This window comes from Candidatus Omnitrophota bacterium (genome assembly GCA_021735655.1).
Classification (GTDB): Bacteria; Omnitrophota; Gorgyraeia; order Duberdicusellales; family 4484-171; genus JAHKAJ01.
The window spans coordinates 30683-48004 of record JAIPGM010000007.1; the positions used below are offsets into that span (position 1 = coordinate 30683).

At 38.5% G+C, this 17322-nt stretch carries 16 protein-coding genes; all 16 read right to left on the minus strand.

Features of this window, described 5'->3' with window-relative positions; all coding sequences use genetic code 11:
- The gene (gene prmC, locus K9L86_06205; protein MCF7908443.1) at positions 1-765 is read right to left on the minus strand and encodes a peptide chain release factor N(5)-glutamine methyltransferase; all 765 of its coding nucleotides are present in this window, start codon (positions 763-765) and stop codon (positions 1-3) included.
- Positions 743-1813 (minus strand): peptide chain release factor 1, encoded by a 1071-nt coding sequence (gene prfA / locus K9L86_06210; protein MCF7908444.1) that lies wholly within the window; start codon positions 1811-1813, stop codon positions 743-745. The genes prmC and prfA overlap by 23 nt, the downstream gene beginning before the upstream one ends.
- Before the next feature lie 16 nt (positions 1814-1829).
- On the minus strand, positions 1830-2033 hold the full coding sequence (gene rpmE, locus K9L86_06215) for a 50S ribosomal protein L31 (protein MCF7908445.1): 204 nt from the start codon (positions 2031-2033) through the stop codon (positions 1830-1832).
- Positions 2034-2134: 101 nt separating this feature from the next.
- Positions 2135-3382 carry a transcription termination factor Rho gene (rho, locus tag K9L86_06220; GenBank protein ID MCF7908446.1) on the minus strand — a complete coding sequence of 416 codons (1248 nt, stop codon included), beginning with the start codon at positions 3380-3382 and terminating at the stop codon, positions 2135-2137.
- A 29-nt stretch (positions 3383-3411) separates the two neighbouring features.
- The gene (coaE, locus tag K9L86_06225; protein ID MCF7908447.1) at positions 3412-4008 is read right to left on the minus strand and encodes a dephospho-CoA kinase; all 597 of its coding nucleotides are present in this window, start codon (positions 4006-4008) and stop codon (positions 3412-3414) included.
- 8 nt (positions 4009-4016) lie between these two features.
- Entirely contained in the window at positions 4017-5396 is a 1380-nt protein-coding gene (locus K9L86_06230; GenBank protein MCF7908448.1) for a glycogen synthase, read from the minus strand.
- Positions 5393-7906, minus strand: coding sequence for a DNA polymerase I (gene polA / locus K9L86_06235; protein MCF7908449.1), 2514 nt, complete (start codon positions 7904-7906; stop codon positions 5393-5395). Before polA ends, K9L86_06230 begins: the two co-directional genes overlap by 4 nt.
- Positions 7907-7969: 63 nt before the next feature.
- Positions 7970-8815: a tetratricopeptide repeat protein gene (locus K9L86_06240; GenBank protein MCF7908450.1), complete on the minus strand. Its 846-nt coding sequence runs from the start codon at positions 8813-8815 to the stop codon at positions 7970-7972.
- A gap of 48 nt (positions 8816-8863) precedes the next feature.
- Positions 8864-9214: a preprotein translocase subunit SecG gene (gene secG, locus K9L86_06245; protein ID MCF7908451.1), complete on the minus strand. Its 351-nt coding sequence runs from the start codon at positions 9212-9214 to the stop codon at positions 8864-8866.
- Positions 9215-9233: 19 nt separating this feature from the next.
- Positions 9234-9989: a triose-phosphate isomerase gene (tpiA, locus tag K9L86_06250; protein MCF7908452.1), complete on the minus strand. Its 756-nt coding sequence runs from the start codon at positions 9987-9989 to the stop codon at positions 9234-9236.
- Positions 9990-10054: 65 nt separating this feature from the next.
- Positions 10055-11251, minus strand: a complete 1197-nt coding sequence (locus tag K9L86_06255; protein MCF7908453.1) for a phosphoglycerate kinase — start codon at positions 11249-11251, stop codon at positions 10055-10057.
- Positions 11252-11273: 22 nt separating this feature from the next.
- The gene (gene gap, locus K9L86_06260; protein ID MCF7908454.1) at positions 11274-12269 is read right to left on the minus strand and encodes a type I glyceraldehyde-3-phosphate dehydrogenase; all 996 of its coding nucleotides are present in this window, start codon (positions 12267-12269) and stop codon (positions 11274-11276) included.
- Between the two features lie 54 nt (positions 12270-12323).
- Positions 12324-13328 (minus strand): galactose-1-phosphate uridylyltransferase, encoded by a 1005-nt coding sequence (gene galT / locus K9L86_06265; GenBank protein MCF7908455.1) that lies wholly within the window; start codon positions 13326-13328, stop codon positions 12324-12326.
- A gap of 1 nt (position 13329) precedes the next feature.
- Positions 13330-14355, minus strand: coding sequence for a galactose-1-phosphate uridylyltransferase (gene galT / locus K9L86_06270; GenBank protein ID MCF7908456.1), 1026 nt, complete (start codon positions 14353-14355; stop codon positions 13330-13332).
- 25 nt (positions 14356-14380) lie between these two features.
- Positions 14381-15580, minus strand: a complete 1200-nt coding sequence (tyrS, locus tag K9L86_06275; GenBank protein MCF7908457.1) for a tyrosine--tRNA ligase — start codon at positions 15578-15580, stop codon at positions 14381-14383.
- A gap of 88 nt (positions 15581-15668) precedes the next feature.
- Positions 15669-17228, minus strand: coding sequence for a S1 RNA-binding domain-containing protein (locus tag K9L86_06280; GenBank protein ID MCF7908458.1), 1560 nt, complete (start codon positions 17226-17228; stop codon positions 15669-15671).
- Positions 17229-17322: the final 94 nt, after the last annotated feature.

A 17322-nucleotide genomic window follows, 5' to 3' on the forward strand; every position in this document is an offset into this window, starting at 1 on the left:
CTACCTATTCTTTAAAACGATCCCTCGAAAATGACCAGAATAATCTTTGATTGATTCAACTATTTCGTATGAGTTAAGCCGGTTAATATACTCATCAAGAATATTCTTATGTTTATAACCAATCTCAATGATCAGATAACCTTCATTCCTTAGGCAACCTTTAGCTTGCTTGAGAATCTTTTTAATAACCCCTAATCCGTCACTGCCGCCGGATAAAGCCGCACGAGGCTCATAGTTAAGTGTACCTCCTATGGCTTCATCTTCAACATAGGGAGGGTTGCTGACGATTAAATCAAAACTGTTTCGCTCAAAACCAGTTAATAAGTCTGTCTGAATGAAATTAATATTAACCTTATGCTTCTTAGCATTTAACTCGGCTACTTTAAGGGCCTCAAGGCTACAATCAGAAGCAACGATTGATAAATCCCTAGAAAGTGAATTCTTGATAGCTATTGCAATATTTCCCGAACCACAGCATAAATCTAGCACTGAGCTTAAATCTTGAGTATTAACTAATTCTATTGCCTTCTCAACAATTAGCTCAGTTTCCGGCCGAGGAATTAAAACATCCGGCGATATATCAAACTCATAGCCAAAAAACTCTTCTTTACCTAAAATATAAGCCAAGGGCATGCCTTGGGCGTAAGCCTTACATATTCTTTCCAATTCGGAATCATCTTTCCCCAAGCTATGCTTTAGGAGAAAGCGTAAGTCCCGATCATTGAAATCAGCCCGATACTCTTTAAGCCAATCCTTTAGCTTCATAAATTTTTTTTCTTTCCTCAGCAATTAAGCGATCAGTAACTTCATCGAGATTTCCCTCTAAGACAGCTTCAAGTTTATAAAGAGTAAAATTTATCCGATGATCAGTGACTCTTCTCTCAGGAAAATTATAAGTACGTATTTTTTCACTACGATCACCAGTGCCAACTTGGGTACGACGAGCCTCGGTCATCTTATTAGTTTCATCACGCATCATCTTTTCCATTATTCGAGCCTTAATAACTCGCAAAGCTTTGGCTCGGTTTTTAATTTGCGATCGTTCATCCTGACAAGTTACTATAACTCCACTCGGAATATGGGTCATACGTACTGCTGAGTCAGTAACGTTTACGTGCTGACCGCCGGCACCAGAAGCCCGATAAGTATCTACTTTTAAATCTTCAGGGTTTATCTTCAACTCAACCTCTTTTGGCTCAACTAAAACTGCTACCGTAGCGGTTGAAGTATGGATTCTACCTCCGCTTTCAGTAGTTGGGACTCGCTGAACCCGATGTACGCCGCTTTCAAATTTAAGATGCTGCCAAGCTCCTTTTCCTTTTAGCGAAAAGTAAATTTCTTTAAGCCCGCCGATTCCGGTAAGATGCGAACTTAGAATCTCTTGTTTCCATCCTTTAGACTCAGCATACCTAGAATACATATTAAACAAAGTTGCGCCAAAAAGAGCAGCTTCATCTCCTCCAGCAGCCGAGCGTATCTCAATAATTACGTCACGGTCGGGCTGATCGGCTTCAAAAATCTTATCTTCAATTTCCCGATCAAGCTCAACTAGCTTTTGCTTTAACTCTTTTAACTCTTCACTAGCCATAGCTCTCATCTCTTCAGATTCCGAACTATCAGAAGAAATCTGGGAAAGATGTTCCTTCTCTTTAAGATGCTTGTCTCGAGTTTCCGAAAGCTTGATGATTTTTTCTAGGTAGGAAAATCTCTTAGCCAATTTAGTGTACTCTTCTCTCTTTTTCAGCAAATCCTGAGAAGAAAGTTCTTTAGCAATTTTCTTATGCTCTTCTTTTAATTTATCAAAGTTAATCATTCGAAATTTCGACGCCTTATTTCTTTTTACCGTATTTCTTCAAAAACTTATCGACTCTTCCTTCAGAATCAACAAACTTTTGCTTTCCGGTGAAAAAAGGATGGCAATTTGAACAAATCTCCACATTGATTGATTTCCTGGTCGAACGAGTATGCACCACATTGCCACAAGCGCACATTACCGTTGCCTGCTCATACTTAGGATGTGTCTTTTCCTTCATTGCTTACCTCCGTTTTACTTAGATTTTACTTAAAATAATCACCATTTCAACCTCTCCTGGCCCCCTAAGGTCTTTGGGCTAAAAAGAGCTGTATTATATCATTATTTATTAAGAGTCAACAGAAATTCCACGTTGTTCTGAGTTTTGGCTAATCTCTGAAGCAAAAGCTCAAGAGCCTCTACTGAGCTTAGCTCATTTAAGGCCTTTCTCAGTATCCATATCCTTGGCAACTCATCAGGATGTATCAAAAGCTCCTCTCTACGAGTATTGGAACGCTTAATGTCAATTGCCGGATAAATTCTCTTCTGAAAGATGCTACGATCAAGGGTAATTTCCATATTACCAGTTCCCTTAAACTCTTCAAAAATTACATCATCCATTCGCGATCCAGTATCAATAAGCGCTGTTGCAATTATAGTCAAAGAACCGCCCTCTTCCTGAGCCCGAGCTGCACCAAAAAATCTTTTCGGCTTATGCAAAGCTCCCGAATCAATACCTCCCGAAAGAATCCTTCCCGAATGAGGCTCAACAAGGTTATAAGCCCGAGCTAAACGAGTGATACTGTCTAGAAGTATAACCACGTCTTTCTTGTGCTCAACTAACTTCTTCGCCTTCTCGATAACCATCTCGGCGACTTGAACATGGCGCTGAGCCGGCTCATCAAAGGTCGAGCTAATAACCTCACCCCTAACCATCTTTTTCATTTCAGTTACTTCTTCCGGTCGTTCATCAATAAGCAGAACCATCAAAATAACCTCTGGATAGTTCTTAGCAATAGAATTCGCTACCTTCTGAAGCAGGACTGTTTTTCCGCTGTAAGGCGGAGCAACAATCAAACCGCGCTGGCCCTTACCAATCGGACAAAGAATATCCAATATCCGAGTCGAAGGTTCCTTAGGTTCAGTCTCTAAAATAAATCTGTCCTTAGGGTAAATCGGGGTAAGGTTGTCAAAAAGAATTCTATTTCGTGACTCATCAGGATGCTCAAGATTAACTGCTTCAACCTTAAGCAAAGCAAAATACTTTTCATTATCCTTGGGCGGCCTAATTTGACCGCTAACCGTATCTCCGGTCCGAAGAGAAAATTTTCTAATCTGAGAAGGAGAAACATAGATATCATCAGGTGAAGGTAAATAATTATAGTTTGTTGCCCTCAAGAACCCAAACCCTTCCGGCAGAACTTCTAATACTCCATCCCCAAACATTAACCCTTGTTTTTCAGCCTGAGCTTGCAGTATCTTAAAAATCAAATCCTGCTTTTTTACTCCACTCATGCCATTAACATTAAGCTTTTTGGAAATTTTATTCAATTCAGAGACCTTCATCTCCTTAAGCGTGCCGATGTCAATGGTGCCATCTGTTTGAGCTTCTTTAGCCTTTACTTTTGTTTTAGGTTTTTCCACAGTAAATCAACCTCCTTGGTTAATTCTTTAATCTTACCACTATTATCAATAACAAAATCTGCCCGTTTTATTTTTTCTCTCAAGGGGCAATAAAAAGACAACCGCTTGAGAGCTAACCCTTTAGAAAATCCATATATTTCATTAAGCCGCTTAAGACTGACTTTTAGTTTCAGTTTAACCAAAACAACTAAATCAAACCTGGCGGTTAGTTTTTTCTCGAAAAGAAGTGGGACTTCGGCGATGGCGATTTTCGACCTAGCCTGCCTACGACATTTCTTAATCCAATTAGTCAAATCTTTAATGACTAACGGATGAACCACTCTTTCAAGTTTTTTCAACTTAACAGGATCGGAAAAAACAATCTCAGAAAGCAACTTCCGATTAATCCGGCCACGGCTTAAAACTTCCGGAAACAAAGCTACTAACTTTTTATAAACTAAACCTTTACGATTACGATAATACTTATGAATCTGTTGATCACAATTAAAAGTAGGGGCTCCTTTAGCCTTGAGCAACTTAAGAACCGTTGTTTTTCCGCTTCCAATATTTCCGGTTAAACCAACAACTAGCATAAACTTAATTATTGAGTCAATAAAGACTCATAAACCTCATAATAATGCTTAGCGGCTACTTCCCAGGAAAAATTATAGGTAACTATCTCATCTAAAATTTTCTGCCATTGATCTTTATGATCAAATACCTTCTTAGCTCGATCTAAGGTTAAAAGTAAGTCCTCGGCAGCATAATTTTTAAAAACAAATCCGCCACCGCCGCAAGAAGCATCGACAACCGTATCAACCAAGCCTCCAGTATGATTAACTATTGGTACAGTTGCATACTTATAACTGATCATCTGGGAAAGCCCGCAAGGCTCAAAACGTGAAGGCAATAAAAAAGCATCACAACCAGCATAAATTTTATGAGCTAAACTCTCATTAAAAGTTAAATTAAGCGAAAAAGAATTTTTGAATTGTTCACTCTTAGCCTTAAGCATCTGATGATACTGCTCATCACCTAAACCAAGAATAACCAGCTGATATTTACCAAGCATTTCATCTAAAGCCTGATGAAGAATATCAACTCCCTTTTGTTCGGCTAAACGGCTAACCATCCCAAGCAAAAAAATATCTTCATCAACCTTAAAACCAAGCTCTTTTTGGAGACCCTTCTTATTTATTTTCTTATCCGAAAGGGACTTTGGACTATATTTCTTATCGATAAGGTTATCTATTGCCGGGTCCCAAATATGATAATCAATAGCATTAAGAATACCAATTACCTTATCGCCTCTTTCGGCTAGCACGCCCTCTAGGCCACAGCCAAATTCAGGAGTTTTAATCTGTTTAGCATAGGTAGGGCTTACCGTATTCACTAGGTCGGAAAAAATAATCCCCCCTTTAAGTAAATTGATCTTATCGTAAAACTCCAAGTATTCAGGACGAAAATATTTTTCAGCTATCCCTAAAAGAGAAAATTTATCCTTATCAAAAATACCCTGATAAGCAACATTATGAATTGTTAAAACCGTCTTGGTTTTAGCATAAAAAGGATCGTCGCCGTGTTTTAGCTTAAGCGCAATATTAACCCAAGAAGTCTGCCAATCATTGCAATTAATTATATCGGGCTGGAAATCTATTTCCTTTAGAACTTTCAATACTTGATTACTAAAAAAAGTAAACCGTTCTAAATTATCAGGATAGTCTCCAGAAGGAGTGCCATAGATTCCGGAACGAAGGTAAAATTCGTCATTCTTGATAAAGAAAAACTCTAACTTACCCTTTCGGCTAATCCCAAAACCATCACCCATTTGCTCAGGTTTTATGTTTTTATAAAGCGGTAGGAAAACTTTTACTTCACACCCAGACTCAACTAAGGCCGCCGGTAAAGCTGCAACGACATCAGCCAATCCACCAGTCTTAGCAAAAGGGAAAACCTCAGATGAACAAAAAGCTATTTTCATTGAATATTCTCCAAATCACCCCAATTATTACCAGCCTTTAAGTTAACTTTAACCGGAATTTCTAAATCAACCGCTCCCTCCATCTGCTTTCGGACTAAAGCCGAAACCCGACTTAGTTCACTCTTAGGAAGATCAAAGATTAATTCATCATGAATTTGAATAGTAAGTTTTGCCTGTAATTTTTCCTGCTTTAATTGATTGTAAATTTTAATCATCGCGACCTTAATAATATCAGCGCAAGAGCCTTGAATCGGAGCATTAACTGCTTGACGAAGGGCAAACTCTCGTAACTTAAGATTAGGACTCTTTACCTCTGGTATCCTTCTTTGGCGACCCAAAATTGTCGTAACAAAGCCTTGTTTGTTGGCTTGAGCTTTAACCTCTTCTGAATAAGCCTTAACTCCGGGGTAACGCTTGAAATAATCATCAATAAAATTTTGAGCTTCAATATTGCTAATTTTTAATTCACGAACTAGGCCGTATGAGCTCATACCATAAATAATCCCAAAATTTACTGTCTTGGCAACATTGCGTTCTAACTCCGAAACCTTATCATTCTTCTTACCAAAAAGTAATGACGCAGTATAAGTATGAATATCTAAGTTATCTCTAAAAGCCTTAATTAGCTCTTTATCTTTAGAAAGATGAGCCAAAATCCGCAACTCAATTTGTGAATAGTCTCCAGAAAGAATACAACCATCAGGGCTCTTTGGAACAAAGGCTCTTCTCAAGGCATTTGAAAACTCGCCCTTAACCGGAATGCTTTGCAAGTTAGGTCCTGAGCTTGAAAGTCGGCCAGTTTGAGCCTTGGTTTGATGAAATTGAGTATGTAACATTCCTTTATTGGCCTTAACTTCTTGAATCAACGGCATAATATAGGTATTTTTAAGCTTATTTAAATGCCGGTGCTCAATAATGTCCTTGGCTATTGAATGATCTAAAGAAAGTTTTTCTAAAACTTCTTCATTGGTTGAATACCCGGTCTTAGTTTTTTTTACTGGCGGTATGCCCAACTCCTGAAAAAGGACTAAACTCAGCTGTTTAGGAGAGTTTAAGTTAAACTCATGCCCAGCTGCTTTAAAAACCGCTGCCTGATGGGACATGACTTTTGCTTCAACCTCCTCTAATAACTTAGTTAACACCTTAGCCTGGACCTTAACTCCTTGAGCTTGCATCTGGCTTAAAACTTCAATTAGCGGCACTTCTACTTCAAAAAAAAGTTTATCCAAAGACTGTTTTTTTAATGTCTCTAAGAATAACTGATAAAGTTTATAGATAAAATAAGGTTTAAGCTCATCAGGTATTTGATTAGTATGCTCTCCTAAATAGTGATTAACAACTGCCTCTAGCTCATAATCAATGAGACTTGAATCTAAGAGATAAGCGGCTATTTTGGTATCAAACCAGACCCCTTGAAGTTTACTGATCGCCGACGCAGAATCAGCCATCTTTTCCCTAAAACCATGAGATAACTTCTTAATTTTCTGATCAGTAAGAATATCTTCCGCTTCACTTAAAGCCAGTTTATAAATACAGTTTTTAAATTGATCAAAAATAAAAATATCATTACCGCTAACCACTAAAGGCAACGGCTCTTTAACCAAATTTTCTTTTGCCTTTTTATCTAAACTAGTTTTTACCGCTAAATCTATTTCCAGCTTTGGCGCCGGAAGATCTTTTAAAAATGCCTTAAATTCAAATTCGCTAAACATATCATACAAACCTTTAGTATCAATCTGATCTATTTTCAAATCATCACAACTCAATTCAAGCGCCGGCGTCTCTAGGGTCACCAACTCTTTGCTTAAGAAAACAGTTTCTTTACTTTCTTTCAATATAGTTTGCATTTTTGGTGAAACTTTATCTAAATTATTAAAAATATTCTCAACGGTTTTAAATTCTTTTACTAATTTGCTAGCGCCGACTTTTCCAATGCCTCTAGCCCCAGGAATATTGTCGCTGGCATCTCCGGCCAAAGCGAGATAGTCAATAATTTCTTCTGGCTTAAAACCATTTTCTTTAATAAAATCGCTACGGTTAGTAAACTTGTCTTTGTGGTAACTATAAATACTTACCTCATCGTTCTCAAGAAGTTGATAAAGATCCTTATCAGAAGAAACAATTACAACTTGTTTTTTACGACTGGTTGCCTGTTTACAAAGAGTAGCAATAACATCGTCGGCTTCAAAATTTTTCTTTTCGACTATTTTAATACCCAAATAAGAAATTAGTTTTTTCACCAAAGGGATTTGAGTCCCTAGGTCATCGGGCATCGGCGGACGCTGAATCTTATATTCTTTAAACTTATCCTGCCGAAAGGTTTTTCGGGAAACATCAAAACAAACTCCCAAATATGACGGATTATACTTTGAGATTATCTTTTTTAAAGTTTGATACACTCCGTATACTGAACCGGTAGGCACTCCTTGTGAGTTTGAAAGTTTAATTGCAAAGAAAGAACGATAACATAAGGACGTCCCATCAACGAGATAAACTGTTTCCTTGGGCATTGAAGTTAGTTTCTTTTAATCGCTAAAGAGGTTAAACGGCTGGTACAATGAGCTTCTTATTCGTTACCGGGAAACACGAAAAACAGCGTCGAGAGCATCTTTGAGCCTCTCACCTGCAGACAAATAATCATTATTCTTTATATACTCTAAAGCACTCTTGGTGTTATTTAAAGCTTCCTGTTCTAAATAAAGCCTCTCTGCTTGTTGATAAAGCTTACGAGCGTGCTCTTTTAACTCTTGATCAGGAGGATTCAAGGCAAGAACTGTCTTAAATTCTCCTAGGGCCACTTCGGCATTGCCTTCTTTTAAAGCTCGATTACCAATATCAAAGTGAAGTTTTGCTTCCTCAGTAAGCATCAAGCGTTCCTGCTCACGCTTATAGATAAACTCTCTCGATAGACGGGCAGCTTTTTCTTCTAATAGCTCCTTACGTACCTCAGGATAAGTTCCTAACTTAAGTAAGTGCTGTCGGGAAACTTCCCACCAATAGTCGCCTTGCTGACCTAAGGTATATCTTTTCTTCCAATAAGTAGTAGCATTCCTTATATCGCCTTTTTTCTCATAAAGAAATGCTAAATTAGTATAAGCCGCTAAGTAGCTCGGATCAATCTTCAATACTTCCTTATAAGCTAGTAGAGCCTGATCTTCTTCGCCGATAGCCTCATAAATTACACCCAGGTCATTTTGAACCTCAGCATAATGAGGATCCATCTGAGCAGCCTTCTGATAATACATAAGCGCCGACTTTAAATCCCCCATCGACTGTAACCGATAGCCCTCTTCTCGATAATTACGGGCCTCTTGGTTAAGCGCACCAATTTTATCAAGATTCTCGGCCTGGGAAGTAAATAAAGGGAAGAGTAATAAAAGAGTGACTAGAAAAATCTTCATCAGTTTTAACTTTAACATAAATAGATATATCTGTCAAGAAAATTCATACTCGGCTTTGTATTTTAGCTATTCCTTAGAAGCCAAAGGATCGGGAATTTCCTTAGAAGATGACTTAACAGGTTGATCTAGCTTCTCTTTATCCACGTCACCACCGCCTGCATTTTCTGTACTCTCTTGGGAAAATAAAGATTTCCCCTGCTGCTTGGAAATATAGGCTAAAGAAATTGAAGTAACAAAGAAAAGAATTGCTAAAACAACCGTCAGTTTAACAAAGAATGAACTGGTTTTTGTACCAAAAATAGACTCAACCCCACCTAAAGCCTCAACTAATCCGCCGCTTCTTCCCCGCTGGATAAGAATAGCTCCAATTAAACCAATCGCGATAATTACATGTAAAACTAATACTAAATTATACATTTTACCTCACTCCGTTTATTTATAGAGAATTCTTAACTATTTGGGCAAATGAACTACTATCTAAAGATGCTCCTCCGACCAAAGCTCCATCAATATCAGCTTCTTGCATCAGCTCTTTAATGTTTGATGGCTTAACGCTTCCTCCGTAAATAATTCTCAAATTAGCCGCTAGCTGATCAGAGTACTGTTTAGCTAACCAGTTCCGAATAAACTTATGGACTTCTTCAGCCTGTTGAGGGGTCGCTGTCTTTCCAGTGCCAATAGCCCATACTGGCTCATAAGCAAGAACTAACCTTTCGACACTTTCAGCTTCTAAGCCTTTAAGGCCTCCAGAAAGCTGCTCCTCGATCACCGAGATAGTCTTATTTGCTTCACGCTCCTCTAAGGTCTCACCAACACAAACAATTGGAATTAGATTTTCAGCTTGTGTGGCCTTTATTCGTTTATTAACCATCTCATCGGTCTCAAAAAAATATTTCCTTCGCTCTGAGTGACCAATGATAGCATAAAAACAACCAGCATCTTTAAGCATTGCTGCTGAAATTTCGCCGGTGAAAGCTCCGGAATTTTCCCAATATACGTTTTGGGCCCCTAACTTAATATTAGAATTTTGCAAAATATCAGAAACTTCTGAAAGGGCTACGTAAGTCGGACATACTGCTACATCAATTGTGTCCACATCAACCAACTCCCGTTTTAAACTATTAACTAATTCTAAAGCTTCGGGAATGGTTTTCTGCATTTTCCAGTTTCCGGCTATAAATGGCTTTCTCATAATTAAATCTCCTTAATGAAACTTAGCTTTTTTGAAACCAAAGGCTCAAAAAAGCATTAGTTGAATTATTTATCACTTAAGGCGGCTATTCCCGGCAAAACCTTTCCTTCTAAATACTCTAAGGATGCTCCGCCTCCGGTTGAAATGTGAGACATCTTATCACTTAAATTAAATTTAGCCACAGCTGCAGCAGTATCTCCACCGCCAATAACTGAGGTAACTTGGCTCTCGGCCGTTGCCTTAGCTACTGCTAAAGCTAATTCTTTTGTGCCTTGAGCAAACTTTTCATTTTCAAAGATTCCTGCTGGACCATTCCAAACAACTGTTTTACTTTGAGCTATTTTATCACAAAATAATTTAATTGTCTTTGGGCCGATATCAACACCGATCCAGCCTTCAGCTATTGTTTGATCAGCAGTAACCTTTACATTTAAAGACTCTTTAATGTTGTCAGTAATTACGTGATCTAAGGGCAAGACTAATTCGACTTTACTTTCTTTTGCCTTAGCCAGTATCTTCTCAACAATCGGGATACTATCAAGCTCAACCCTTGAAGAACCAATTTCAACACCCTTTACCTTCATAAAGGTATAGGCCATGGCTCCGCCGATTATAATACAGTCAGCGCGTTCAAGCATATTCTCAATAACCGGGATCTTATCAGCAACCTTAGCCCCACCAAGAATGAACAAGAAAGGCTTCTCAGCTTGAGTTAAAACTTTCTGAAAATACTCTATCTCTTTTTGCACTAAAAAGCCTGAAACTGATTCAAGGTAATGAGTTACCCCTTCCGTTGAGGCGTGAGCCCGATGACAAGTTCCAAAAGCATCATTAACAAATACATCACCCAAAGAGGCTAACTGCTTAGCAAAATCAGGATCATTCAGTGTTTCTTGCTCATAGAATCTTAAATTTTCAAGCAAGACAACTTCGCCGACAGCTAAACTTTTAACCTTGGCTTTTACATCCTCACCAATACAATCTGAAAGCATCTCAACTGGCTTAGCTAACAATTCACTAAGACGTTCAGCTACTGGTTTAAGGCTATACTCTGGTTTTTTCTGACCCTTTGGTCTTCCCAAGTGGCTCATTAAGACTAATTTTGCCTGCTTGGATAAACAATAGTTTATTGTCTCAAGAGCTGCCTTAATTCTTGAATCGTCAGTGATCTTCTGATGCTCATCTAGCGGCACATTAAAGTCTACTCGCATCAAAACAGTCTTGCCCTCTAGATTAATATCGGTTACTGATTTCTTATTCATATTTTCCTTTTAAGTTAACTTCTTACTTAATCATATAGGGAATTAGATCAACCACTCGACATGAATATCCCCATTCATTGTCATACCAAGAAAGAAGCTTAAAAAATCCCTGACCTAACTTAATTATACTCAAAGAATCATAAACTGAAGAATGAGTATTCCCGATTACGTCTGCTGAAACTATTGGATCTTGGCAATACTCTAAAATTCCCTTCATCGGGCCATCAGCGGCTTTTTTCATGGCACTGTTAACCTCTTCTATCGAAGGATCTTTAACTAGCTTTACAGTTAAATCAACAATCGAACCGGTTGGAACCGGAACTCGCATAGCCAGCCCATTAAGCTTTCCGTCTAATTCAGGAATTACTAAGCCAACTGCCTTAGCTGCCCCGGTAGTAGTCGGAATAATTGAAAGACCGGCTGAACGAGCTCGTCTTAAATCCGAATGCGGAAAATCAAGAATTCTTTGATCATTAGTATAAGCATGTACGGTTGTCATCAAACCTTCGACGATTCCAAAATTATCCTGCAAAACTTTCGCTATTGGTGCAAGGCAATTAGTAGTACAAGATGCATTAGAAACGATCAAATCTTCATCTTTTAAGCTTTCGGTATTAACACCCAAAACGATTGTGTTGTCAACTTTATCTTTAGCCGGCACCGTGAGGATAGCCTTTTTCGCTCCGGCTTCAATATGCATAGCAACCTGATCACGCTTTCTGAAAACTCCAGTTGATTCAACAACTAAATCTACCCCTAATTCTTTCCAAGGAAGATTCTTAGGATCTCTTTCAGAAAGTATCTTTATTTCCTTGCCATCAACTACAATTGCCCCTTCTTTTGCGCTCACTGATTTAGAAAACTTTCCATATACTGAGTCATACTTTAAAAGATGGGCTAAAGTTTTCGCATCAGTTAAATCATTGATAGCGACTACTTCAATATCTTTTCTTTCACTAATTACCTTAAAAACATTTCTACCAATTCTGCCAAAACCATTAATTGCTACTTTTACCATCTCAAAACCTCCTTTAATGAGACTGCCCCTTTAGGGGTCTAGTCAAATTACAACTTATTTTATCTCTACTTTCTTCAAATAACTACTGGCTACCTCTGGCGAGGTAGGATTTATATAGAAACCAGTTCCCCATTCAAAACCAGCAATCTTACTCAATTTAGGCATAACTTCAACATGCCAATGATACCATTCTTGACTTTCAGCTTTGTCAACGGGGTTGGTATGAATAATAAAGTTATAGGGTGGATTCCCTAAAACTAGTTTAATTCTAGTAAGCACCTCTTTCAAAATACGGGCAAAATTATCTATGGCTGCTTCGGAAATATCGGTAAAATCAGCCTGATGCTGTTTAGGCATAATAACTATCTCAAAAGGAGAACGCGAGGCAAAAGGACAAAAAGCAATAAAATCTTTGTTCTCACAAACCTCCCGATGTCGATGTTCAATTTCCTGTAAGATCATATCGCAGAATATACAGCGCTCCTTATAGTCAAAGTGACGATGAGAGCATTTAAGTTCTTCATCTACCCTCCGGGGAACAATTGGCAATGAAATAAGCTGAGTGTGGCTATGCTCAAGTGATGCTCCGGCGACTAGACCGTAATTTTTAAAAATAAGAACATATTTAAATCGCTCATCTTTACTTAGAGCAATGCTTCGACGCTTATAAACTCCGATTACTTTTTTAATCTGCTCAATAGTTAGGTCAGCTAACTGCTTAGAGTGATCAGTTCCCTCAATAATAACTTCATGCTTTCCTACGCCGTTCATCATATCAAAAATGCCTACGCCAGTTTTACCTAGGTTGTCTTCATCAGCTAAGGCCGGATATTTATTAGGTACGGTGCGTGTCTGCCAACCAGTAGTGTCGGGCTTGCTACCTTTCGGACGATCAGCGTCAACCTCAGGCGGAGTCATTTTTTCCTTTCCTTCACAAAAAGGACACATCCCTTCTTTAATATCAAGCTTCTCTACCTCATAATTATCAGGGCCAAAGTTCTTTTCGGTGCTGATAATAACCCAACGAGCCGTAATCGGATCTAATCTTAATTCACCCATTTTAGAGTTTAACCTCGCGTAAAAATTTAGCAGCCTCCTCCGGAGAGGTAGGATTAATATAAAAACCGGTTCCCCATTCAAAGCCAGCGACTTGAGTCAAACGAGGAATAATTTCAATGTGCCAATGGTAATCTTGTTCTATTGTACCCCAATAACCTACCTTAGCCCGTCGATAGGGTGCTATATGCAACATATAGTTATAGGGCGGATCTGAAAGGGCAACCTTAATTCTATGTAAAACTTCCTTAAGTGTTTTCGCTAGGCTAGAAATATCTTTATCGCTTATTTTGCTAAAATCAGCACAATGCTCTTTAGGTAAAACCCAAGTCTCAAAAGGAAACCGTGAAGCATAGGGAGCAATTGCTACAAATCCGTCTTTATCTAAAATTAACCTTTGTTTATCGTTAACTTCCTGAGCAATAATGTCACAATAAACGCACCGATCTTTGTAGTCAAAATAACGTTTAGCTCCTTCTAGCTCCCCCTTTACGCTCTTGGGACAAGCCGGAAGAGCAATCAACTGACTGCGAGAATGTCCCGAGCCAATAGCACCAGCAGCAAGTTTATGATTTTTGAATATTAATACATATTTAAAACGAGGATCTTTTTCAAGATCTAAAATCCTGGCCCGGTACATCTGTAAACTCTCAGCGATTTCATCCGGACTTAATTCATCTAAAGAACTTACATGTCTTGGGCTCTCGACAATAACCTCATGAGCCCCAACTCCATTCATCATATCGTAAATGCCGTGTGGCCGCTTGTCTAGCTCTTCGGCACTGTGCAAAAGCGGTACAATACTTGGGATAACTCTTGACTGCCAACCAGGTTTATTTGGTTTACTATTTTTTTCTCTGCTAGCAGCTACTTCTTCAGGAGTATATTCTTCATGGCCTTCACAAAAAGGACAACTCTCAGAAAAAGCATCAACTTGATCGTTAACCTTAAACTCTTTGGGACGTTTGGCTCGCTCGGTAGCAATAATAACCCAACGGCCGATGATCGGATCTTTTCTTAATTGAGGCATAATTTTTAAACTTTACTTAATCTAATTATAAAACAACCTTAAGAAACTTTTTCTTACCAACTTTTAAAATAAGCTCTGGAGAAGACATCTCTAAAATTTGCTCACTCAAAACATGGTGTTTTTTAGAATCAGCGCCATCAACAACAGAGATAGCTCCTTGCTGCAATAGACGACGAACTTCATTCTTAGAAACAATCAACCCACTTTTCTGTAAAACTTCGGCAATATCAATCTTTGAATCTTTAACTCTGTAGGTCGGTATCTCCTCCGGTAAGCCGCCTTTTGAAAAAACTTTTTCAAACCCTAAGCGGGCCTTCTTAGCCAAAGACTCTGAATGATAAAACGAAACAATCGACTCAGCCAGAGTTAACTTTGCTTCCTTGGGATGCATTACTTTTAAAGCCTCCCGATCACCATCATAAAGTAACTTTACATATTCAGCCATCAGCTCATCAGAGATGCTCATTACTTTTCCGAATATTGAATCAGGACTCTCGGTTATACCTATATAGTTACCTAAAGACTTAGACATCTTATTCTTACCGTCAGTACCAACTAAAAGCGGCATAGTTACTAAGCATTGAGGCGCCTGATTAAAATTTTCCTGAAGGTGCCGTCCAACGATTAAATTAAACTTCTGGTCAGTACCGCCAAATTCAATATCAGCCTCTAGTTTATAAGAATCATAGCCTTGAATCAAGGGGTAGATTATCTCTAAAAGAGTTAGTGGCTTTCCTTGGCTCATTCTTTTTGAAAAATCATCCCGCTCAAGGACTCTAGCAATCGTATAGGACCCCAACAGTTCTAGAAACTTCGAAAGATCCATCTTCTTGTACCAAATACTATTATAAATTATAGTAGTTTTCTTCTTATCAAGAATCTTGAAAGCTTGCTTAGTATAAGTTAAAGCATTAATCTTAATCTGTTTATCAGTTAAAACTGGACGAGTGGTTGTTTTTCCAGAAGGATCGCCGATTTTTGCCGTAAAATCACCGATAATAAAATAAACCTGATGTCCTAAATCTTGTAATTTGCGAAGTTTTTTAAGTAAAACTGTGTGTCCTAGATGAATATCGCAAGCCGTAGGATCGAAACCAATTTTTAGTTTAAGCGGTTTATTTTCTTTGAGCGAATTTTTCAGCTTAGTAATCAGTTCACTTTCAGCAATTAGTTCAGCTGCGTTTTCCTTAATAATCTTGAGATGGTCTGATATGGTAGGATCCACTTAATTTATCCTCACTAATTAAACCTTCTGCTGCGCTCTCTGAGTTATCCACAAAGACAATCCTCCTGATACCCTTAAAGGAGGGGTCTTATTCCGCGGAGGGTTCTTCGGTATTAGCTGACAAACCAATCTTAGCTGCCCCGGGGTCAATCTTTATTATTTTAACTTTAAGCTTATCCCCAGCCTTTAGATTCGTCATCAAATCCTTGTCTACTTCGCCTGAAAAAACCAAACCTTCTAACTCTTCGTCTATCTTGACGAATACGCCAAAATTGGTCACTTTGACAACTTGGCCTTCAACTACCGTATCTACTGGAAACTTCTCAAGAATCTGAGGCCAAGGATCTTGCTCTAACTGCTTTAGACCCAAAATAACCTTTTTATTGCCGCGATCAATTCCTAAAATTTTCCACTCATAACCGTGTGAACGTTTTAGTATTTCTTGAGCTCGAGATATCCTCTTAGTCCAAGAGATATCTTCGTTGTAAATCACCCCTTCTAGACCGTTCTCAAGCTCAACAAAGGCACAACCTTCGCCAAACCCGGAAACCTTACCTTTAATTGTATTATCAATTGTAATTAAGGTCTCAATATCTTCCCAAGGATCTTTCTCTAGCTGTTTAATACTCAAAGATATCTTTCTTTCGGCAGGATCAACACTTATTACCTTTATTTCTATTGCATCGCCATGAGCAAAAGTATCCTGTAGGTTAATGAAACGTCTAGTCCAAGAAACCTCACTTATGTGCACTAACCCCTCAATACCTTTCTCCAACTCAACAAATATTCCGTAGTTCTGGATATTGGTAATTCTTCCCTTAATTACCGAACCAGGAGGAAATTTTTTACCAATTTCCATCCAAGGGTCAGGTGTAGTCTGCTTTAACCCTAGAGAAATCTTACCTTTTTCTTTATCAAAACCGACAACCATAACTTGGATATCGTCACCAACCGCCACAATCTCCGAAGGATGAGTAATCTTTTTCCAGCTCATATCAGCGATATGCAGCAATCCGTCAACTCCGCCAAGATCAATAAAAGCTCCGAAGTTAGTTATACTCTTAACTCTCCCCTTCATCATCGTGTTCTTTTTTATTGTTTCCCAAACTTTCTTTCGAGAAACTTCTCTCTCAGCTCTAAGTGCATCCCGACGCGAGATGATAAAGCTACTTTTAATCTTGTTCATCTTAACTATCTGGAATTTAAAAGTACCAGACATAACCTCATCTTCACTCGAATTCCTAAAAGAAGATAAACTTTGAGGTAAAAATCCTTCGACGCCAAAAACATTCACTATGTAACCACCCTTTACCTTACGGATAACTCTACCTTCGACTAAATCGCCCTCTTTGTAACTATTAGCTAAGGTTAGCCAACCTCTGGCTTCACGAGCCCGCCGGTAAGAAAGTACAATCTTTCCATCTTCATCTTCTACGGTCTCAACATAGACATCAATCTCATCCTGTTCTTTGACATCCGAACCCTTAAACTCATCACTCAAAATTATCCCTTCAGACTTATAGCCAACATCAATGATTACCTCACTAGGATTGATGCTGATAATCTTACCCTTGATAATCTCGCCTTCGGCTATCTCCTTAATAGAAGCATAATAGGCATTCGCCAATTCTGTTGTATCAATAGTCATTTTTCTGGATCCTCCTTGAAAAAGCAGGCAATTTACGGCCTCCAAAAAGGCTATAAACTGTGTTCTGATATTCAGAACGTCTACAAATTTCTCG